At 34.7% G+C, this 22,348-nt stretch carries 17 protein-coding genes; 12 read left to right on the top strand and 5 right to left on the bottom strand.

Annotation, left to right across the window (positions count from 1 at the left end; translation table 11 throughout):
* Positions 1-101: 101 nt before the first annotated feature.
* Positions 102-545, bottom strand: coding sequence for a peptide-methionine (R)-S-oxide reductase MsrB (msrB, locus tag HRU49_RS02610; RefSeq protein WP_363146176.1), 444 nt, complete (start codon positions 543-545; stop codon positions 102-104).
* 246 nt (positions 546-791) lie between these two features.
* Here msrB and glgA point away from each other — a divergent pair, with 246 nt between their 5' ends.
* The 10 genes from glgA (at position 792) to HRU49_RS02560 (ending at position 15,836) form a co-directional block, all read left to right on the top strand.
* On the top strand, positions 792-2,003 hold the full coding sequence (glgA, locus tag HRU49_RS02605) for a glycogen synthase (protein WP_296353865.1): 1,212 nt from the start codon (positions 792-794) through the stop codon (positions 2,001-2,003).
* Positions 2,000-3,268: a glucose-1-phosphate adenylyltransferase gene (locus HRU49_RS02600; RefSeq protein ID WP_296353863.1), complete on the top strand. Its 1,269-nt coding sequence runs from the start codon at positions 2,000-2,002 to the stop codon at positions 3,266-3,268. The genes glgA and HRU49_RS02600 overlap by 4 nt, the downstream gene beginning before the upstream one ends.
* Positions 3,269-3,394: 126 nt before the next feature.
* Positions 3,395-5,335 (top strand): alpha-1,4-glucan--maltose-1-phosphate maltosyltransferase, encoded by a 1,941-nt coding sequence (locus HRU49_RS02595; RefSeq protein WP_296353861.1) that lies wholly within the window; start codon positions 3,395-3,397, stop codon positions 5,333-5,335.
* Positions 5,336-6,970 carry a trehalose synthase gene (locus HRU49_RS02590; protein WP_296353859.1) on the top strand — a complete coding sequence of 545 codons (1,635 nt, stop codon included), beginning with the start codon at positions 5,336-5,338 and terminating at the stop codon, positions 6,968-6,970.
* A 6-nt stretch (positions 6,971-6,976) separates the two neighbouring features.
* Positions 6,977-8,887, top strand: coding sequence for a 1,4-alpha-glucan branching protein GlgB (glgB, locus tag HRU49_RS02585; RefSeq protein ID WP_296353857.1), 1,911 nt, complete (start codon positions 6,977-6,979; stop codon positions 8,885-8,887).
* A gap of 149 nt (positions 8,888-9,036) precedes the next feature.
* Positions 9,037-10,008, top strand: coding sequence for a T9SS type A sorting domain-containing protein (locus tag HRU49_RS02580; protein WP_296353855.1), 972 nt, complete (start codon positions 9,037-9,039; stop codon positions 10,006-10,008).
* Between the two features lie 188 nt (positions 10,009-10,196).
* On the top strand, positions 10,197-12,611 hold the full coding sequence (locus tag HRU49_RS02575; RefSeq protein WP_296353853.1) for a glycoside hydrolase family 31 protein: 2,415 nt from the start codon (positions 10,197-10,199) through the stop codon (positions 12,609-12,611).
* An 84-nt stretch (positions 12,612-12,695) separates the two neighbouring features.
* Entirely contained in the window at positions 12,696-13,526 is an 831-nt protein-coding gene (locus HRU49_RS02570) for a M48 family metallopeptidase (RefSeq protein WP_296353852.1), read from the top strand.
* Positions 13,527-13,594: 68 nt separating this feature from the next.
* Positions 13,595-14,896 carry an MFS transporter gene (locus tag HRU49_RS02565; RefSeq protein WP_296353851.1) on the top strand — a complete coding sequence of 434 codons (1,302 nt, stop codon included), beginning with the start codon at positions 13,595-13,597 and terminating at the stop codon, positions 14,894-14,896.
* 19 nt (positions 14,897-14,915) lie between these two features.
* A complete protein-coding gene (locus tag HRU49_RS02560; RefSeq protein WP_296353849.1) occupies positions 14,916-15,836 on the top strand; it encodes a hypothetical protein in 921 nt (306 codons plus the stop codon).
* Positions 15,837-15,905: 69 nt separating this feature from the next.
* Here the strand turns inward: HRU49_RS02560 and HRU49_RS02555 are convergent, their stop codons facing one another.
* The 4 genes from HRU49_RS02555 to HRU49_RS02540 are packed head-to-tail and all read right to left on the bottom strand — an operon-like array spanning position 15,906 to position 18,843.
* The gene (locus HRU49_RS02555) at positions 15,906-16,622 is read right to left on the bottom strand and encodes a head GIN domain-containing protein (protein ID WP_296353848.1); all 717 of its coding nucleotides are present in this window, start codon (positions 16,620-16,622) and stop codon (positions 15,906-15,908) included.
* A 35-nt stretch (positions 16,623-16,657) separates the two neighbouring features.
* Entirely contained in the window at positions 16,658-17,746 is a 1,089-nt protein-coding gene (locus HRU49_RS02550; RefSeq protein WP_296353846.1) for a hypothetical protein, read from the bottom strand.
* Entirely contained in the window at positions 17,724-18,281 is a 558-nt protein-coding gene (locus HRU49_RS02545) for a hypothetical protein (RefSeq protein ID WP_296353844.1), read from the bottom strand. Before HRU49_RS02545 ends, HRU49_RS02550 begins: the two co-directional genes overlap by 23 nt.
* Positions 18,282-18,291: 10 nt before the next feature.
* A complete protein-coding gene (locus HRU49_RS02540) occupies positions 18,292-18,843 on the bottom strand; it encodes an RNA polymerase sigma factor (RefSeq protein ID WP_296353842.1) in 552 nt (183 codons plus the stop codon).
* A 229-nt stretch (positions 18,844-19,072) separates the two neighbouring features.
* Here HRU49_RS02540 and lon point away from each other — a divergent pair, with 229 nt between their 5' ends.
* Together lon and HRU49_RS02530 are read left to right on the top strand one after the other, a co-directional pair.
* Positions 19,073-21,526, top strand: coding sequence for an endopeptidase La (gene lon, locus HRU49_RS02535; protein ID WP_296353841.1), 2,454 nt, complete (start codon positions 19,073-19,075; stop codon positions 21,524-21,526).
* Complete coding sequence (locus tag HRU49_RS02530) at positions 21,510-22,298, top strand: LysM peptidoglycan-binding domain-containing protein (RefSeq protein ID WP_296353839.1); 789 nt, start codon at positions 21,510-21,512, stop codon at positions 22,296-22,298. The genes lon and HRU49_RS02530 overlap by 17 nt, the downstream gene beginning before the upstream one ends.
* Positions 22,299-22,348 lie beyond the last annotated feature (50 nt).

The raw sequence follows: 22,348 nt of genomic DNA, 5'->3' as shown, positions 1-22,348 counted from the left end.
AGCTATAGTTTTATCCCCTAATCTTCTATAATATTCAAACTGTTTTAAAACACTGTATAGAAAAGAGCTTTTCATGTATTGAAAACATTAATTTATAGATGTTATTCTTCGAATTTTTCTTGCCATTGCTTAACAATTTCTGGTAATTCTTTTCCTTCTTCAACAAATATTAATGCAGCAGAATTCATGCAGTATCTCAGTCCTGTAGGAGGGGGGCCGTCATTAAATACGTGGCCTAAATGTGAACCACTACCACTATCAATCACTTCGGTTCTTACCATACCATGACTTCTATCTACAAGTTCCAGAATGGCGTTGTCATCAATTGGTTTATAAAAACTTGGCCATCCAGTTCCAGATTTAAATTTGTGCTCTGAACTAAATAATGGTTGACCTGTAGCAGCAGAATAATAAATACCTTTCTTTTTGTTATTCCAATATTTACCAGTAAACGCTCGTTCAGTTCCGGCTTTTCTTAGAACATAATATTCATTCTCATTCAGGAATGTTTTCCATTCTGTATCCGTTTTACTTATAGGAAATATATCCTGTTCTTTTTTTTCTCCTTTTTGTGCCGTTGAATTACAGCTAAAAAGTATACCGATTGTTAATATAAATACTATCTTTTTCATGTGATGAAGTTACGAATTTTTAACCTAGTAAATAGTCGGTGATTATTTCGAAAACTTACTAAACCGTTTTCGGTTATTTTTATGTTAAGGATTAAGGTTTTTTTCCCTATCTTAAATACCTCTTTTGTTATTTTGTATCCAATTAAAACCAACAACTAAATGAAGGCATTATTCTTAACAAGGGAATTTCCACCTTATGTGTACGGCGGTGCTGGTGTTCATGTAGAATATTTGGCAAAGGAACTGTCTGAACTCATGGAAATTGATGTTAGAGCATTTGGCGATCAAAATGTAAGAAGAACTAATTTAAACGTCACAGGTTATCCTTTCGAAGACGGTCTTTTTGAAAATAGCGATGATAAACTAAAATCGGTATTCAAAACCTTAAGTACGGGACTTCATATGAATGCTGATGTAATTGATGCTGATGTAGTACATTGTCATACTTGGTATTCCCATTTTGCAGGTATAATGGCAAAGTTATGCTATGGTGCCCCTTTAGTTGTTACTACACATTCCTTAGAACCACTGCGACCTTGGAAACGCGAGCAACTTGGCAGCGGCTATGATGCCTCATCTTGGGTTGAGAAAACAGCTATTGAAATGGCCGATTGTCTCATTGCGGTTTCTCAAGAAACTAAGGAAGATGTATTAAAGCATTTTAATGTTGATGAATCAAAAGTCGAAGTTGTATACAATGGTATTGATCTTAAAGAGTATTCAGTGGTAAAAGAAACAGATGTTTTAGATCACTATGGTATTGATAAGAATAAACCTTTCGTATTATTTGTAGGGCGAATTACTAGACAGAAGGGTATTATACATTTAGTAAACGCTGTAAAGTATATTGATCCTGAAACACAGATTGTACTTTGCGCTGGTGCACCAGATACAAAAGAAATTGCGAAGGAAATGGAAGATGCTGTAGAAGAGGCATCAAAAAATAGAGATAACATCTTTTGGATAGATAAAATGCTCAATAAAAAAGATGTAATTCAACTCTATTCTCATGCTTCTGTATTTTGTTGCCCGTCTATATATGAGCCATTCGGTATAATTAATATAGAAGCTATGGCTTGTGAAACCGCTGTTGTTGCCAGTGCAGTTGGTGGTATAAAAGAAGTTGTGGTAGAAGGTGAAACAGGATTGTTAATTGATGTAACGCAACAAAATGAAGCACCATTTGAGCCTGTTGATCCAGATCAGTTTTCTCGTGACTTAGCAGATGGTATAAATCGTGTTATCGCAGATGACGCATTAAGGAATAAAATGGCAAAAGCTGGTCGACAAAGGGTAGAAGCATTCTTTGATTGGAAGGCTATTGCAAAACAAACAAAATCAATTTACCAATCACTAATAAACAACAAATGATTAACGACAAAGTCATATCCATTATTTTAGGGGGAGGTCAAGGGTCTCGATTATATCCATTAACAGAAAACAGATCAAAACCAGCAGTACCAATTGCGGGAAAGTATCGTTTGGTTGATATCCCAATTTCTAACTGTATTAATTCAGACATAAAAAGAATGTATGTGTTAACTCAGTTTAACTCTGCTTCATTAAATAGGCACATTAAAAACACGTACCATTTTAGTTTTTTTAGTTCTGCTTTTGTAGATGTTTTGGCTGCTGAGCAAACCATTAATAGTGATAAGTGGTTTCAAGGTACAGCCGATGCTGTAAGGCAGAGTATGCATCATGTATTACAGCATGATTTTGAATATGTTCTGATACTTTCTGGAGATCAGCTGTATCAAATGGATTTTAACAAGATGATTTCAGCACATATTGAAAGCGGTGCAGCGATATCAATAGCAACACAACCCGTTAATGCTAAAGATGCAACAGCATTTGGTATATTGAAAACGGACGAAAATAATATCATAAGGTCTTTTATCGAAAAACCAGATGCATCATTGTTACCAGATTGGACATCGCCAGTTAGTGACGATATGAAAAATGAAGGACGACATTATTTAGCATCAATGGGAATCTATATCTTTAATAAAGACTTATTAGTGGAATTAATGAAGGAACCTGATAGAGTAGATTTTGGTAAGGAGATCATTCCAGATGCTATTGAAAAGCATAAAACTTTAAGTTATCAGTTTGAAGGCTACTGGACTGATATTGGGAATATTGATTCCTTCTTTGAAGCCAATTTAGGTTTAACAGACGAAATTCCAAAGTTTAATCTGTACGACAACAACCAACGTGTATATACCAACGCAAGAATTTTGCCTACTTCAAAAATCTCTGGGACACTTTTAGATAGAACGGTAATTTCGGAGGGAAGTATTATTCATGCCGCTAAGATTGAACGCTCTGTGATAGGAATTCGGTCGCGTATAGGCGCTGAGTCGACAGTGATTAACTGTTATATGATGGGTAATGATCATTATGAATCCTTAGAAGAGGTTCAAGAAAAGAAGATTAAAATATTTATGGGAATCGGTGAGCGATGCTTTATCAAAAATGTTATCCTCGATAAAAACTGTAGAATTGGTGATGACGTAAGAATTAACGGAGGGAAGCATTTAGAAGATACAGAGACTGATACCTACTTTATAAAAGATGGTATTGTCGTTGTTAAAAAAGATGCTATTATTCCATCTAAAACCATAATTCAATAGATTATTTAATTGTTTTTTAAAGAGTTATCAAATTATAACGTTGTAGTTGTTCTACGAGAAACAATCTATTTTTTATATTCCAATTCTATAGTAATTTCGCAACGTAATTAACATTTATCCATAAAAATGCTGAACCAAAGACGAGTTGTAATTGATGCTGTTAATCCTCAAATTAACGGTGGAGAGTTTTTCATAAAGCGTATTGTAAACGAAATAATTAATGTAGATGCACATATTTTGGTAGATGGCCATGACGTCATTGCAGCTTCAGTGTTATTTAAGCATGAAAAGGAGCGTAAATGGAGTGAGGCTAGAATGCATCATGTTGTTAATGATGAATGGCGCACCACTTTTACGGTTACTAAGCAAGGTTTTTATAGTTATAAAGTTCAAGGTTGGGTAGATCATGCGCTTAATTGGCAACATGGTATAGAAAGAAAGATTGACGACAATCAGCATGTTAAGTCTGAATTATTAGAAGGTATCACTTACATAAAGCCAATGCTTAAAAGCGCTTCAAAAGAAGAAGAGCAATATTTGAAATATTGTATAGACTGTTTTGGGGATGAAGGTAAATATGAAAAAGCAATAGTTGAAGCTATATCATTAAAATTGCGAGAAATTTTCTTTAAATATCCCCAGAAGGATCTTGCGAATGAAACACAGGAATATCAAGTATATGTAGATCGAAAGAAAGCCTTATTTAGTACTTGGTATGAGTTCTTTCCACGATCATCTTCTGAGACCGAAGGCCAACATGGCACCTTTAAAGACTGTGTGCGTTTACTACCTCGTATTGCTGAAATGGGATTTGATACTTTGTATTTTCCGCCTGTGCATCCTATAGGTGAAGTAAACCGTAAAGGAAGAAATAATACAACAGATGCTAAGGAAGGTGACTCAGGATCGGCCTGGGGAATTGGATCTAAGCATGGAGGTCATAAAGATATTCACCCACAACTAGGAACTGTTGAGGATTTTAAAATACTTGTTGAGAAAGCAAAGGATTTAGGAATTGAAGTTGCTATGGATTATGCCTTACAAGCGGCACCTGACCATCCATGGGTAAAATCAAACCCTGAATGGTTTAAATGGCGTCCAGACGGCACGGTTCAATACGCAGAGAATCCACCAAAAAAGTACCAAGATATATTACCAATCTATTGGGAAAGCAAAGATTACAAGAACCTTTGGAGAGAGTGCCTTGATATTCTACTTTATTGGATAAAAGATTGTGGTATTAATGTATTTAGAGTAGATAATCCACATACTAAACCTTACTATTTTTGGAACTGGGCGATATCAGAGGTTAAAAAGAAACATCCTGATGTGATTTTCTTAGCTGAGGCCTTTACTAAACCAAAGGTAATGCAACAGTTGGCTAAGCAAGGCTATACACAGTCGTATACCTATTTTACTTGGCGTAATACCAAGCATGAGCTCATTGAGTATATGACCGAACTGACGGAATCTGATCAGCGTGAATACATGCGACCTAATTTTTGGCCAAATACACCAGACATAAATCCTTACCATTTGCAAGGTGCCAATGAATCAAAATACATTCAGCGCTACGTTTTGGCCGCAACACTAAGCTCAAATATTGGTATTTATGGACCTGTATTCGAACAGCAGATCGACGAGGCAATTCCTGGTAAGGAAGAGTATTATATGTCTGAGAAATTTGAGGTAAAGCATTATGATTGGACCGTTCAGAACAAATTGACTTCAATTATTTCAAAGGTCAATGCTATTAGACATGAGCATGAAGCTTTACAACAAACCAATAATATTAAGTTCTGTCATATTGAAAATGACAACTTAATAGCTTTTTACAAATGGAATGATGCCAAAACGGACGAGTTATTAATTATTGTAAGCTTAGAGCATTATTACATGCAACAAGGAACAGTTCAATTACCATTATCGGATCTGGGTGTTCATGAAGGTCAGCAAATTACAGTGAGTGATCTTGTTACTGGAAGTAGTTATAACTGGCACAATGAGTGGAATTTTGTAGAGTTACACCCAACTTTACCATTTCATATTTTCAAAATAAATAAATAGATGTCAAAGAAAAAGTCCAACACTATCATTAATCCTACGACGCCATTCAATTTTGATGTGAGGTGGGAAGAATTAATGGAAAATGAGGATTTTGTAAAGACATTTTTATCTGATGTACTTGAAAAGTATATTACCAAACAACGCTGGTATGGTGGTAAATCGAGTAAACTTAAATACATCGAATTATCAGAATACTTCAGAATTCAGCAGAATGAAGAAGTGTATTATGGCCTTATTTTAGAGGTTAATTTCTATGAAGCATTTTATCAGCATTACTTTTTGCCAATTGCCTTTGTTTCCGATGAGAGCTTTGCGCAAGATGATCGTATTTTACCAATAAGTATTCAAAGTCAGGAAGGCTATATTATAGATGCCATCAATTTGGAAGCCTTTAGGCGTGTTGTTTTTGAGCGTATTTTAACAGCTGTGCCAAAAGACCGAACACGAGTTCAATATAAACGAAGTTCTTTACTGAAAGATTGTAAATACAAATCATCAAGGTTTATGGGCTTAGAACAAAGCAATACATCTATTATCTATAATGATAAGTTTGTATTAAAGTTCTTCAGACGCATTTATGCAGATCGAAATCCAGACTATGAAATGAGTCGTTTCTTATCAGAAAAGAAAGACTTTAAAAATACACCTGCCTACTTAGGTAGTATGCAAATAAAAGATCAAGAAAACACCAATATAACTATTGCCTTAATGAACGAAATGGTTCCTAATGAAGGCGACGCCTGGGATTATATGCTCAAGGAATTACATAAGGTGTTTTCTAATTTAGAATATAAGAACATAAATATAGAAGCCTTACCAATCGCTAATCGCTTTGAGCGCATGACGATTAGAGACATTTCCCCTCAAATTATTGATTGGGTAGGACTTAATGTATTTACAAAAGTTCAAACATTAGCCAAGCGTACTGCAGAGATGCATATTGCTTTAGGTTCTGAATTTGAGGACACTGCGTTTACACCAACACGTTTTAATGGTGACTATACGGTTTGGTTAAAAAACCGATTACTGTATCAATTTCAGAATCGTCTTAATGCTGTAGAAAATAATTTACATAAGTTAGACGGATTGGCTTTAGAATTGGCTCAGGAATTTCTGGAGAAAAAAAATGAAATTAGAAAGCGGTTTGTAGATTTTGATTGGACCAAACTTAAGGGTGAAAGACTACGTGTGCATGGCGATTACCATTTAGGACAGGTCTTAGTACAAAATGATGATTTTTATATTTTAGATTTTGAAGGTGAGCCGGAAAGTACCATTAGAGATCGAAAAGTAAAACAACCACCACTTAAAGATGTAGCTGGTTTATTTAGGTCCTTCCATTACGCGATATATGCCACAATATTTAATAATCTGAAGAATTATAAGCATACTCAAGATCAGTTGTTTGATGCAGGCGAGGTCTTATATCGCTATCTCAAAAATGTGTTTTTAGGCACATATGTTACAGAAATTCAAAACGCAAATATCAATATTGGCTATAACCAAGAGCGTATTTTCTTATTAAAGTATTCGATGTTAGAAAAGGCAGTATATGAGTTGGGTTATGAACTAAACTCTCGTCCGCAATGGGCTGTGATTCCTTTAAAAGGAATTTCAAATATTATCAACCACTAAAGATTTATGGCAGAAGTTAAAGTACATAGTTTATTTACAGATTTTGATATTAATTTATTTAAATCAGGAAAGCATTACCGACTGTATGAAAAATTTGGATCACACATCACCACTGTTGATGGAGTAGAAGGTACGTATTTTGCAGTATGGGCACCTAGTGCTAAATCAGTTTCGGTAATTGGTGATTTTAACTTTTGGCTAGAAGGAGACCATAAGCTAAATGTGCGTTGGGATGGAAGTGGTATTTGGGAAGGTTTTATACCTGGAGTTGGTAAAGGCAACGTTTATAAATACAAAATCCATAGCCATCATAACGATATAAAAACCGAGAAGGCGGATCCTTACGCAAGACGATGTGAACATCCTCCAAAAACAGCTTCGATTGTATGGGATGACAGTTACAAGTGGAAGGACAATAAATGGATGAAAAAGCGTGAAAAGCACAATGCTTTAGATGCACCTTTTTCAGTCTACGAAGTACACTTAGGATCTTGGAAGAAAAAAGTAGAAGAAAATCGTTTTCTCACCTATGAGGAGTTAGCTGATGATTTGGTGTCTTATGTGAAGGACATGAATTTTACGCATGTGGAGTTAATGCCAATAATGGAATATCCTTACGATCCATCTTGGGGCTACCAGCTTACGGGCTATTTTGCGCCAACTTCACGTTTTGGATATCCTGAAGATTTTAAAATATTGGTGGATAAACTGCACCAGAATGATATAGGTATTATACTCGATTGGGTGCCGTCACATTTTCCAGAAGATGCACATGGATTAGGATTCTTTGATGGATCTGCTTTATACGAGCACCCAGATCGAAGAAAAGGATACCATCCCGACTGGAAAAGTCTAATTTTTAATTATGGCCGAAATGAGGTTAAATCATTTCTTATCAGTAATGCTATTTTTTGGTTAGATCAATATCATGCGGATGGTTTACGTGTAGATGCTGTTGCTTCAATGCTGTTTTTAGACTACAGTAGAGAAGATGGAGAATGGGAACCAAATATGTTTGGAGGACGAGAAAATTTAGAAGCTATTGCGTTTATGCGCGAGATGAATGAAGCTGTTTATAGTGCATTTCCAGATGTGCAAACCATTGCTGAAGAATCAACATCTTTCCCAATGGTTTCTAAACCAACTTACATCGGAGGTTTAGGCTTTGGCATGAAGTGGATGATGGGTTGGATGCATGATACCCTACAGTATTTTGCAAAAGAACCAATTTATCGTAAACATCACCAAAACGATTTGACCTTTAGCATGACTTATGCATTTACCGAAAACTTTATGCTACCATTAAGTCATGATGAGGTGGTTTATGGAAAGCATTCAATTTTGGGTCGTATGCCAGGAGATGAGTGGCAACGCTTTGCGAATTTAAGACTTTTGTACTCATATATGTTTACACATCCAGGTACAAACCTGCTTTTTCAAGGTGCTGAGTTTGGTCAAAGTGAGGAATGGAATTTCCAACAGAGCCTAGATTGGCATTTACTACAATACGAACCACACAAAGGTGTACAAACGTTAATAAAAGACTTGAATAAACTATACAAAAGTGAGCCTGCTTTGTATGAAAAACAGTTTACAGGCGAAGGATTTGAATGGATTGATTATAATGACAATGAGAATTCTGTTTTAGTTTACATTAGAAAAGGATATGATTTTGCGAATGATTTAGTGATTGCTTGTAATATGACACCAGTACCAAGAGAAAACTATAAAATGGGTGTGCCACGTGATGGTAAGCTCAAGGAAGTTTTTAATAGTGATCTCAAAAAATATTTTGGTTCTGGAGCTTATAAGAATAAAATGCAGACGACTAAAAATAACCCATGGCAATTCAGAGATAATTCTATTGAAATTGATATTCCACCATTAGGTATGGTGGCCTTTAAATATCAGAAGTAGTTCAGTCTTGCTAAGTCTGTCTTAATAATTAATTTTATTAACACGAAATCGTTGTAGTAATTAGTTTTCTGTCAGAAAATCAAACAGAATTTTAATTTGTTATCTTTTTTATTAAATTTATAATAAGAACAACTAATTAATAAACGATTATGAAACAAATCTACATTTTCCTTTTTTGCCTTTTTGGCGCAAGTGTTAATGCTCAAAGCGACATAACCTTCAGTGTTGATATGAGCGGTTATAGTGGGTCTTTTACCACGGTTTATGTTAGTGGGTCCTTAAATGGATGGTCTGGTACTGATAACCCAATGACAGATATGGGTAGTGGTATTTGGCAAGTAACGCTCCCGTTAGCGGATGGTACCTATGATTATAAATTTACTATTGATGATTGGACTGATCAGGAAAACTTCAGTGCTGGTGCCGTTTGTACAACTACCAATGGTGGATTTACAAATAGATTCTTAGAGGTTGCAGGTTCTGATATGAATTTGTCTACACCTAATTTTGCTGTCTGTTATGAGGATACGGATGGTATAAATGGACCACACGATGTAACCTTTATTGTTGATATGAGTGGTTATGGGGGCTCTTACACCACCCCTGAAATAAATGGTACATTCAATGGCTGGTGTGGCGGATGTAATGTATTAGTAGACCAAGGAAATGGTATTTGGTCAGTGACACTTCCATTGACAGAGGAACAAATAGAATTTAAATTTGCGCATGACAGTTGGGCAGGACAAGAAAACTTTACTGAAGGAACACCTTATACCGTGACGAATGGTGGATTTACTAACCGTTTCCTCCAAATTGATGGTGACAAAACAGTTAGTTATGTTTGGGAACAAGGGGCAGCATTAAGCATTAAAGATGTTACTTTAAACGATGTAAGTTTAAGTGTATATCCAAATCCAACTGGTAGTAGCTGGAATGTTGAATCGAGCACTGCGAGTATTAATTCTATTGAAGTTTTTGATATTTTAGGAAAACAAGTTCTTTTAGTTCCGGTTTCTGGTAATTCTGTAATTATTTCATCAGATGGCTTAGGTTCTGGAATTTATTTGGCAAAAATAAATACGGACTTTGGTGCAACGACCATGAAGCTCATTAAAGAATAAATTTTTAACAATATAGTTGGAAAGGTGTCTAAATTTAGACACCTTTTTTTTTATTCATTTTAAATTTATTCTGTTCAATTATACCGAAAACGTTATAGTTTACAACTAACTATAAATAGAAGTCTTATCACTTTTTTAAGTTCTATTTTTTGTGTTTTTTTACACGGATTTTTGATAATGGTGATGCTATGATTACAAATACTGAATTAGAAAATAAAGGAAATCAGTTTCCATCTAAAATTATCGGATTCGAAAAGGATGTCGATAAATTATATTTTACTACTAATAACAATGTAATTCTTCAGATAACTGTCGTTAGAGATAGTGTTTTAAGGTTTAGGTACACTACAGTTGGTTATTTTGAAAATGATTTTTCATATGCCATAACTAAATATGCAAGTATTGGATATAATAAGCTTGAAATTGAAGAAAATGAAGATTTATATACGATTACAACAACGAAACTTCGTTGTGAAATCTCAAAAGAGAGTCTTCGTATTGCAATATATGATGCGAAAGACAATACTCTAATTAATCAAGATGAAATAGGATTTCATTGGGAGGAGAGTTACCAATTTGGTGGAAATGTGGTTAAAATGAGTAAGGTTTCTAATGACGGAGAAAGCTATTATGGTTTAGGCGATAAACCACATCATCTTAACCTTAAAGGAAGACGATATACTAATTGGGTTACAGATTCTTACGCTTATGGTAAGGATACAGACCCTATCTATAAATCTATACCTTTTTACACAGGATTACATCATGGAAAGGCCTATGGTATTTTCTTTGATAACTCTTTTAGGACTTCTTTTGATTTTGCACACGAACGCAGAAATGTAACTAGTTTTTGGGCACAAGGAGGAGAAATGAATTATTATTTCTTTTATGGTCCAAAAATGACTGATGTTGTTGAGAGCTACACGGATTTAACTGGAAAGCCTCATCACTTACCACCAATGTGGGCCTTGGGTTTTCATCAATGTAAATGGAGTTATTATCCAGAATCTAAGGTTAAAGAAATTACTTCTACGTTTAGAAAACTAAAAATTCCATGTGATGCGATTTATTTAGATATTGATTACATGGATGGCTTCCGTTGTTTTACTTGGGACAAGAATCATTTTCCAAATCCGAAGCAAATGGTATCCGAGTTAAAGGAACAAGGATTTAAAACCGTAGTTATTATCGATCCAGGAATTAAAATTGATAAGAAGTATGATGTTTTTAAGGAAGCTTTAGATAAAGACTATTTCTGTAAAAGGGCGGATGGGGCTTATATGAAAGGTAAAGTTTGGCCTGGAGAATGTCATTTCCCTGATTTTACAAATCCAGAAGTACGAGATTGGTGGTCAGGACTTTTTAAGGAGCTTATCGAGGATGTTGGTGTTAAAGGTGTATGGAATGATATGAACGAACCTGCCGTAATGGAAGTTCCAAATAAAACGTTTCCAGATGACGTAAGACATGATTATGATGGCAATCCATGTAGTCACAGAAAAGCTCATAATATTTATGGAATGCAAATGGCAAGAGCAACTTATCAAGGGCTTAAAAAGTACTCTTATCCTAAAAGACCATTTGTTATTACAAGAGCTGCATATTCAGGTACGCAACGTTACACCTCTACTTGGACTGGTGATAATGTCGCAACATGGGAGCATTTATGGATAGCTAATATTCAGGCACAGCGTTTAGCAATGTCTGGTTTTGGCTTTGCTGGTAGTGATATTGGAGGTTTTGCAGAACAACCGCAAGGTGAGTTGTTTACGCGTTGGATTCAGCTTGGTGTGTTCCATCCGTTTTTTAGGGTGCATTCTTCAGGTGACCATGGTGATCAAGAACCATGGACATTCGATGAGGACGTAACAGATATTGTTAGAAAGTTTATCGAGATACGATACCAGTTATTACCATATTTGTATACTGCATTTTGGAACTATGCCGATCATGGAACACCAATGCTTAAGTCACTAGTATTGTATGATCAGGACGATGTGCAAACGCATTACAGAACTGACGAATTTATTTTTGGAGAACAAATATTGGCTTGTCCTGTTTTAGAAGCTAATGCTAAAGGAAGACGCATGTACATACCAAACGGTAATTGGTACAACTTCTGGACTGATGAAATGGTTAAAGGTGGCAAAGAAATGTGGGTTGATGCTGATATAGATAGTATGCCAATATTTATAAAGGAAGGTGCTATTATTCCTAAATATCCAATTCAACAATATGTAGGCGAAAAGGAAATTAAAGAGATTACTCTTGATGTTTATTATAAGAAGGGTAAAGAGGAGAGCGAATTATTTAGTGATGCAAATGATGGGTTCGATTATACAAAAGGCCGATATAGTCTGAGAAACTTTACACTTACAGGTCGTAAAAATGAACTTATAATTAACCAGTATAAGGAAGGAAAGTTTATCACCCCGTATGATGCATTTAAGATTATTGTTCATGGATTACCTTTTGACATTACTGAAATACAATTAGACAATGAAACAATTTCATTAGAACATTTAAAATCTAATGGTACCAGTTCATTTGTTGTTAATAAAAACTTTTCAGAATTGCATATTATTGGTGAAGCTTCAAAATAAAGCATGACTAATGCCTTAGTCTAGGTATCTATTAATTGCGAACAGATTTTGTATTTTAGTGTTCTGACATTTAAATTCTAGACTATGCGTTTTATAAAGGCAGTATTAATCATTGGATTTATTGTATTAGTTATATCATGCGCAACCAATCCATTCACGGGTAAAAAAACAATCGCACTTGTATCTAACGATCAGCTGTTTGCTTCATCTTTTGCACAATATGATCAGGTGTTAAGTGATAATAAAGTCTTAACGGCGACGAAGGATTCAGAGATGATAACACGTGTTGGCCAACGTATTGCGGTTGCCGCAGAGCTTTGGTTAAATGCTAACGGATATCAAGGTTATTTGGTTGATTATAAGTGGGAGTACAAACTTATAGAATCAGAGCAAATTAACGCTTGGTGCATGCCTGGGGGAAAGATCGCGTTTTATACTGGTATTTTACCCATTGCTCAAAACGAAACAGGAGTAGCTGCAATTATGGGACATGAAGTAGCGCACGCACTTGCTAATCATGGTCAACAACGCATGAGTTCAGGAATGTTACAACAGGCAGGAGGGGTTGCAGTGGCTGTTGCAAGTGGGAATCAGTCGCCTGAAAATCAGGAATTATGGATGCAAGCTTACGGTATTGGGTCAGCTGTTGGCTTGATGTTACCATTTAGCAGAAGTCATGAATCTGAAGCAGATAAAATAGGATTGTACCTGATGGCTATTGCAGGTTATAATCCAGATGAGGCTGCAGAATTATGGAAACGGATGAAGGCTCATAATGACGGACAAGCTCCACCAGAATTTTTAAGTACACATCCAAGCAACGATTCGCGTATAGCTCATCTATTAGAACTTTCTCCAATGGCTAAAGCTGAAGCTAAAAAGTACGGAGTAATAACATTTAGACCTATAAATTAATATTCATTTAAAGAATAATTGAGTACTTTAGAAGCAGCTCACAATGGGCAGATTTTTTATTTTATACTATGAATCAACTAGAAAAAGGGAGTAAAAAATTGCTCAATGCCTGGGCATTTTATGATTGGGCAAACTCCGTTTATACCTTAACTATTGCCTCTTCTATTTTTCCAATATTTTATTCGGCATTGTTTATTTCTGAAGTTAAGAGCGTCACTGCTTTTGGCTATCAATTTAAAAGTACAGCGCTTATAACATTTGTTACAGCATTTACGTTTTTAGTTGTTGCTATTATTTCACCGATACTTTCTGGTATTGCTGATTATGTAGGAAATAAGAAAAAATTCATGAAGTTTTTCTGTTATGTTGGTTCTGCTGGATGTATTGGATTGTATTGGTTTGATTTAGATAGAATTCACCTGAGCTTGCTATTTTATTTTATGGGCTTAATAGGTTATTGGGGGAGTTTGGTTTATTATAACTCTTACTTACCTGATATTGCATTTGAAGAGCAGCAAGATAGCATAAGTGCCAAAGGTTTTTCCATGGGCTATATAGGAAGTGTTTTACTTTTAATCATAAACCTTGCCATGGTAATGAGTCAAGAAACTGGTGAAGAAAAAATGCAAATGATGCGTTATTCCTTTATTACAGTTGGTGTTTGGTGGGCATTGTTTAGTCAGTATACTTTTTATGTTTTACCTAAAGGAGTTTCATCTGGACATAAAGTAACCAAATCCGTAGTGCTGAACGGTTTTAGAGAATTAATGGGAGTGTGGGAACAGTTAAAAGAAAATCTCCGTTTAAAACGGTATTTGTACGCGTTTTTTGTATTTAGTATGGCTGTACAAACCATAATGCTCGTTGCAGTTTATTTTGGCGAGGAGGAAATTGCTTGGGAAAGTGATGATGCCAAAACCACTGGTTTAATTGTTAGTATTTTGGTTATTCAGCTTGTAGCTATTCTAGGAGCAGTATTAACGTCTAGAACTTCGGCTAAATTCGGAAATATTAAAACACTAATTGGCGTAAATTTTATTTGGATGGCGTTATGTTTTTATGCTTATTTTATGGAAACACCTATTCAATTTTATGTCGCCGCATCATTAGTTGGATTAGTTATGGGTGGAATTCAATCCTTAGCAAGGTCGACGTATTCTAAATTTTTACCAGAAACAGAGGATACAACATCTTATTTTAGCTTTTTTGATGTGGCAGAAAAGATAGGAATAGTCATAGGTATGCTTATTTATGGCTTTATTGATCAAATAACTGGCAGTATGCGTAATTCTATTTTATTTCTGTTTATTTTCTTTTTAATGGGCATCATTTTACTCTTTAAAGTTCCAAAGCAAGAGATTAAAAATTAATGCTTACTTTTATCATGCTATGTTAAAGAACAACTGTAGACCATACATAACTGTTGTACTTCTTTTATTTTTTTCTTGTCAGAATGAGCCCTATGAGGGAGACATTGCATTTGAAGATAACAGTTGTATAGATGCTATTGAATTCACAATTAATGCGGCAATAGACTTCTCTAATGCTACAGAAACAAATTACTCTGTGTTATGCCAAATTTATAGAGATGCTTTACAAAATCAGATTGAAATCTGTGGTGACGAAGATGGCAGTTTACAGCTTATTATAGAAGAATTAGGGTCATGTGCGTCACCGGATGCACTTTGTGCAGAAGCAGAGGCAGCCACTGAAATTGCCAGAACAAATTATGAAAGTGCTTTAATTACTGATTTTACAGAGCTATGCGAATTATATAGAGACGCCCTAGAATATCAAATAGAAGTTTGTGGTGATCCATTTGGCGAGCTGGCTGGTTTTATTTTCGATTTGGGAAATTGCCAACCTGTCTTTGAGGATACTGTGGGCGAATGGCGATTAGTATCATGGCTAAATGATCAAGGTATAGATATAGATAATGACGGAGAAGTAACCTTTGATTACTTGGAAGAAATTGACTGTTATGATAATGAAACCATCGCTTTTAATGCAGATGGTACAGGGATATTTTTTTTGAGATCTATGGCCCAGATAACTTATATTCCAGATGATTCAGGTGGTGAAGACTTCTATGTTGATTGCACAATGATAAGTAACAATATAACTTTTACCTGGATACAAAGCGGTAATAATTCAATAATAATCACATTTCAAGATGGGAGTACAGAAAATTATTTTAGAAATGCAGATAGTTTATTTAAAGTCATTGAGGGTGGATTTACTGCAACTAATGTTTTAAATCCAGATGAGTCCATAGTTGAGCCTGTTACATATGTTTACGAAAAAGAATAAAGACCTACCTAGTATAATAAAAAAGGACAAATCTAACTCGCTTGTCCTTTTTTAGTTTCATATTGGGGCCTAATTAGATATACTTCCTGATCCGCTAACGTTTGTGTCTTTACTTGTGGGATTTCCAGAATATTTCACATCTCCGGATCCCGAAATTTTAACATTAAGAGCACCATGACATACAACATTTACATCGCCAGAGCCTGAAATTTTAACTTCTACATCCTTACTGTCAAGTTTGCTCCCGTCGAAGTCTCCAGAACCTTCAACTTTAGTTTTAAGATTACCTGTTGAACCACTTAGTTGTATATCGCCAGATCCTGCTATGCCGCTTTCTAACGAGTCTGTATCTACATTTAAATCTATATCACCAGAACCTGCTAATGTAACTTTAAAGTCACCTGACTTGATGGTTCCTGAATTTTCAATATCTCCAGATCCTGCAAGAGATACAGACGAAATAGACTGATATGGTACAGTAACAGTTATAGATTTAGTTGGTTTAAGATTAATACCTTTTTTTGATCTTACAACTAGCTTTCCATCTATAACCTCAGTGATAATGTACTCCATTAAATTTGAGTCACCTTTAATTGTAATTAAACCTTCTGCACCTTGAACCAATTTAAAGTCCATTGGTCCTGCAGCATTTAAGCCATCGTAGTCTCCAGTATTTCTACTTGTTGTTGTTATGTTACCATCTCCCTTGACTCTTTTCCATTGGGCCTGAGTTGTAGTAGCGTTGAATAATAATGCAACGACTGTTAGTGATTTTAATAGTTTCATTGTCTTAATTGTTTGATTAATGGTCGTTTTTGATGTTACTGCTTTTTAAAACTAACACTCCCGTGTTGTGAGTTGATTTTTAATGTATTACCAGAATTATTGGATCCATAATAACCTCGGTAGTGTTTCTGATGACGATCCAATTCTTTATCCACAAAGTTAAAACCTTCAGTATCTCGTAGTGAACCAAATTGTAGTTCTAGGTCGAAATTAAAGTTAAAGGAAGCATCGTATCCTATTGAAACACCTGTGAAATTTGATTCTATTTCAATAGAATTAGCCTTAGAACCAATTCGAGTAATCTTTAATGACCCATGAATTGTCCTTAAATCTGCATTTTTAAATAACGTTCCAATTCTTGTGGTTAAATGTGAACTATTACCTTCAATAAGATTTACATTGTCTACCGTTAAAGATCCGTGAGAGCATTTAAAATCTATATTTTCTGCAATTTCAACAACTGACTTTGTGTGTTGTGCTTTAAGCTTTAAGTTTTCAGTTTTTGCAATAGTAAAACTGCTATGAGTCGTAGATATTTCGCCATTCTTAATGTATTCGAAGTAGCTGTCACGTGTATGATTAAAGCTAATATCGTTAGTGTTAGATAACAACTCTTTAGTTGTTATTTTTCCATGGTCGCAACGGATTTTAGATGAGCCTTTTAGTTTATCTAAATTAATGGCTCCAAATTTATTTCGAAGATTAACATTATTAGTCATTGGCATTTTTATGACATAGTCAATCTCCATCTTTAAGTTCATTTTTTTACCCCAATTCCACCAACTGTTTTTGTTCTTTTCTATCTTGGTGATTGCAGAAACTAAATTAGAACTTGAGCTAAACTCTATGTCAATACCCTCTAGTCGTTCTTGGACCTTGTTACCATTGTTTCCACTTACTTTTATGGAAACATTAAATTCTATACGATTTTCATCCCATGTTATAATGTTAACATTACCGAAAGAATTATCCACTTTCAAAGTGGCATTACTGCTTACGTTAAAAGATTTTTTAACCGTCTTTTCTTTTGATATTTTTGTGGTATTAATACCCGTACTACCTGCCGAAATAAATGGAACCAGTAATAGGTATAAGAAAATTTTATATTGTATTTGTTGTTTCATTAGTACCGATATTTAGTTGTTTTAAATTTTCTATTTCTTCAAGGACATTATTTAAAATATCAACCCTACTTTGAAAATTATTAATCATTGCATAAATAATACGTTGGTCATTTCCGTTAGCTGTAAGACTTAATTTTAAGTTCTCGTACTCCGATTCTAAAGATTCTATTGAGTTAAGCGCATCTTCAATTAATGTTTCCGTTACAGGAGACTTTTCTTGATTAATTTTTCTTAATTCAGCTTCAATTGTTGCTGTAAAGAAGTCTTGAGTTTCAGACATTTCTGGTGATACACTTGCTAAATCTATAACGTCAGTACGTGCATTGACAGTGGCAATTACGCTAAGGCAAATCAACAATGAGGCAGCAACGGCTAAAAATGACTTCCAATTAAATCCAGAATTTATCTTAGAATTTAAAGATTCATGAGCTTTGAGTTTCTCTAAAAATCGATCTTGATGACCTGCATTCGGATTTTCAGTATCAAAGCCGCCTTCGAGATTTTTGAATAATTCGTCTAAAGTATCTTTTTGCATAATTATGACATTAAGCTGTTTGCATTAGTTTTTTACGTAAACTCTCTTTAGCTCTGGAAATCATGGTTCTACAGTTAGCGTAGGAAATATCCATTATTTCGCAGATTTCTTCGTAATCGTATCCTTCTATGAGATGAAGCGATAAACCCAAACTATAATTTGGTTTGAGCGTTTTCATAACACCCATTATTTGTTTAACCTTATCAGAATTTTGATTACTCTCGTCAATACCATTATCATTTTCTACTTTGTACATGACTGCGTCTAAAGCTATTTCATGTCGTTTTGTGGCTTTATTGTAGTGTGCAATACTGTTGTTTACTACAATACGTTTTAACCATGCACCGAAGAGTTTGCTGTCCTCTAGAGTATTCAGCTTTGTAAATGCTGTTAAAAATGACTCCTGCATTATGTCCTCAGCTTTAAAAGAATCTTTAACAATTCTTAGAGCTGTGTTATACATGGCTTTGTTATATCTGTTGTAAACCTCTAATTGTGCACGCTGGTCACGAGATTGACAAAGCAACAATAACTGTTCGATATCTTGATTGGTTGATGTCAAAAAAACAATTGCTTTGGTATATAGATGCGACGATTGGTTAAGTGTTACAGTTTCTTTAAAAAACTTTTAATTTTTCTATAAAGCTAATGGCATAACAATTGAAAACATATAAGTGTGAATAACTTTGGATATCTTATAACTAACTGATATTCAGAATAAAGTTAATTATTAATACTTTTAAATACATGTGATTCTGGGTTTTTTAATGACAGAATGACTTAAAAATAATATGGGAAAACAAAAAATATTAGGACTTGACACTTTGTCACTACAAGATTTTGATGAAAATTCAGAGTTAATTCCGTTGATGACTCCAGAAGATGAAGAGCTAATTAATAATGAAGTATTACCAGAGTCACTTCCAATTTTACCATTAAGAAATACAGTTTTATTTCCAGGAGTAGTAATTCCAATTACGGCTGGTAGAGATACTTCAATTAAATTAATAAATGACGCAAATAAAGGCGGTAAGGTTATTGGAGTAGTGGCTCAGAAAGATGAAGCTATAGAAAAACCTTCAGTGCAAGATATATATAAAACAGGTACTGTAGCGAGAATCTTGAAGGTGTTGAAAATGCCAGATGGTAATACGACCGTTATAATTCAAGGAAAAAAGCGTTTTCAAATAAATGAGGTAATTTCTGAAAACCCTTATTTAACAGCAACCATTTCGGACTTGTCTGAGTCAAAACCCGAACAAGGAAATGAGGAGTTTACAGCAATTATCGATTCTATTAAAGATCTTTCTTTAGAAATAATTAAAGAAAGCCCGAATATCCCAACTGAGGCAACCTTTGCCATTAAGAATATTGAAAGTAATTCCTTTTTAGTGAATTTTGTGTCTTCTAACATGAATCTTAAGGTCGAAGAAAAGCAAGACCTTCTCAAGATTAATGATCTTAAAGAGCGTGCCTTACAGACCTTAAAGTATATGAATTTAGAATATCAAAAACTTGAGCTTAAAAATGATATTCAAAATAAGGTGCAAAGCGATATGAACCAGCAACAGCGCGAGTATTTCTTGCATCAGCAAATGAAAACTATTCAAGAGGAATTAGGCGGAGGAGTCTCTTCAGGCCAAGAAATTGAGGAGATGAAAGCCAGAGCTAAAGATAAGCATTGGGACGAAAAGGTAAGCAAACACTTTGAGAAGGAACTTGCAAAAATGCAACGTATGAATCCACAAGTCGCTGAGTATTCCATTCAACGGAATTACTTAGATCTGTTTTTAGACTTACCATGGAATGAATTTAGCGAAGACCAATTTGATTTGAAACGCGCGATGAAAATATTGGGTCGTGATCATTTTGGCTTAGATGATGTTAAAAAGCGGATCATTGAGTATTTAGCGGTTTTAAAGCTTAGGAACGATATGAAGTCTCCAATACTTTGTCTTTATGGTCCTCCAGGTGTTGGAAAAACATCACTTGGTAAATCTATAGCTGAAGCTTTAGGTAGAGAATATGTTAGAATCTCATTAGGTGGATTAAGAGACGAGGCAGAGATTCGAGGACATCGTAAGACTTACATCGGTGCAATGCCAGGACGTATAATTCAAAGCTTAAAGAAAGCTGGAACGTCAAACCCAGTTTTTGTACTAGATGAGATTGATAAACTATCGGCAGGGCATCAAGGTGATCCGTCATCGGCAATGCTAGAAGTATTAGACCCAGAACAGAATAATGAGTTTTATGATAACTTCTTGGAAATGGGCTATGATTTGTCTAAAGTCATGTTTATTGCTACTTCAAATAGTCTTGCAACGATTCAGCCAGCATTAAGAGACCGTATGGAAATTATCAATGTTACTGGTTATACCATTGAAGAAAAGGTAGAGATCGCTAAACGTCATTTATTACCCAAGCAATTAAAAGAGCATGGATTGCATAATGCTCACCTTAAAATAGGAAAGCCACAATTAGAGAAAATTGTCGAAGGCTATACAAGAGAGTCTGGTGTTAGGGGTTTAGAAAAGCAAATTGCAAAGATGGTACGCTATGCTGCTAAGAATATAGCAATGGAAGAGGATTACAATGTTAAGGTTTCTAATGAAGATATTATTAAGGTCTTAGGTAGTCCGAGATTAGAGCGTGATAAGTATGAAAACAATAATGTAGCTGGTGTTGTGACTGGATTAGCATGGACAAGAGTTGGCGGTGATATATTATTCATTGAGTCTATTCTGTCTAAAGGTAAAGGAGCACTTTCTATTACAGGAAATCTAGGTAAAGTAATGAAAGAATCTGCAACGATTGCTATGGAGTATATTAAAGCTAATGCAGATAAATTTGATATTAATCCAGAGGTTTTTCATAAGTATAATGTCCATATTCATGTTCCTGAGGGTGCCACGCCTAAAGATGGTCCAAGCGCAGGTGTAACGATGCTTACATCTTTAGTATCTTTATTTACACAACGTAAAGTGAAAAAGAGTTTGGCAATGACCGGAGAAATTACCTTGAGAGGAAAGGTATTGCCAGTTGGAGGTATTAAAGAAAAAATATTAGCAGCTAAACGCGCTAAGATTAAGGAGATTTTACTTTGTGAGGATAATAAGCGAGATATAGATGAAATAAAGCCAGAATATCTCAAAGGCCTTACTTTTCATTATGTGAAAGATATGAGTGATGTGTTAGATATTGCCATTACCAATCAAAAAGTAAAGCATGCAAAACGATTATAAACGATTAATACTCTCGGTAGTTATAGTTTTATTGGCTGGTCTATTTGCTTTTGGGCAAGAAACTAAAGTAAGATTTAAGGACGTTTTGCTTGATGGTAAACCAGCAAAGCTTAATGTTTTAACTGGCGAGATTACTTTAGTCGATTCTAATGAAACAAGGGTAATAACCATAAAAGATTCTCTAAAACTTGTTGAACAAAGGGGTGAATTACTTCAGGACAATGTAAAAAATACTGATTTTCATGTGGTTAATGGAAATGAAACCTTATTAGACATCGCTAATCGTTATAACACCACCTTAACAAAACTTAAAGAGGTAAATAATTTAGAATCTACATTAGTTAACGATGGGCAGCGTCTAAAGATTCGAAACTTCGATACTACGGTTGAAGAAAATCCTATTACGGAGTCAATAGAAATTGAAGAAAAAGAATCCTTTCAAACCTCAAAAAACGCTGTTGAAATTGAATTTCATACAGTTTTGGAAGGGGAAACCCTCTACAGTTTGTCTAATTGGTATGGTACCACAGTAAACGAACTTAAAACCCAAAACGGTCTTAATTCAAATTTGATAAGAGTTAATCAAATACTTCGAGTTTCAAATTTTAATACCTCCAAGGCGACGGATGACTTAGATTATTGGGTCGTATCAAAAGGAGACACTTTATACAATATTTCGAAGCGAAATGGTATTTCTGTGGAAGGGTTAAAACGACTTAATGGTTTAACAACAAACCTTATTAAAATAGGGCAAAAGCTCAAGCTTAAGTAGAAATACTTCCTTTAAAAAAAATAAAAATTTCATATCATCGTTTTAAGTTT

Origin of the sequence: Winogradskyella sp., from assembly GCF_013213975.1 — a bacterium.
In the GTDB taxonomy this organism is placed as follows: Bacteria; Bacteroidota; Bacteroidia; order Flavobacteriales; family Flavobacteriaceae; genus Winogradskyella.
This window is presented reverse-complemented; position numbering and strand designations above follow the sequence as displayed.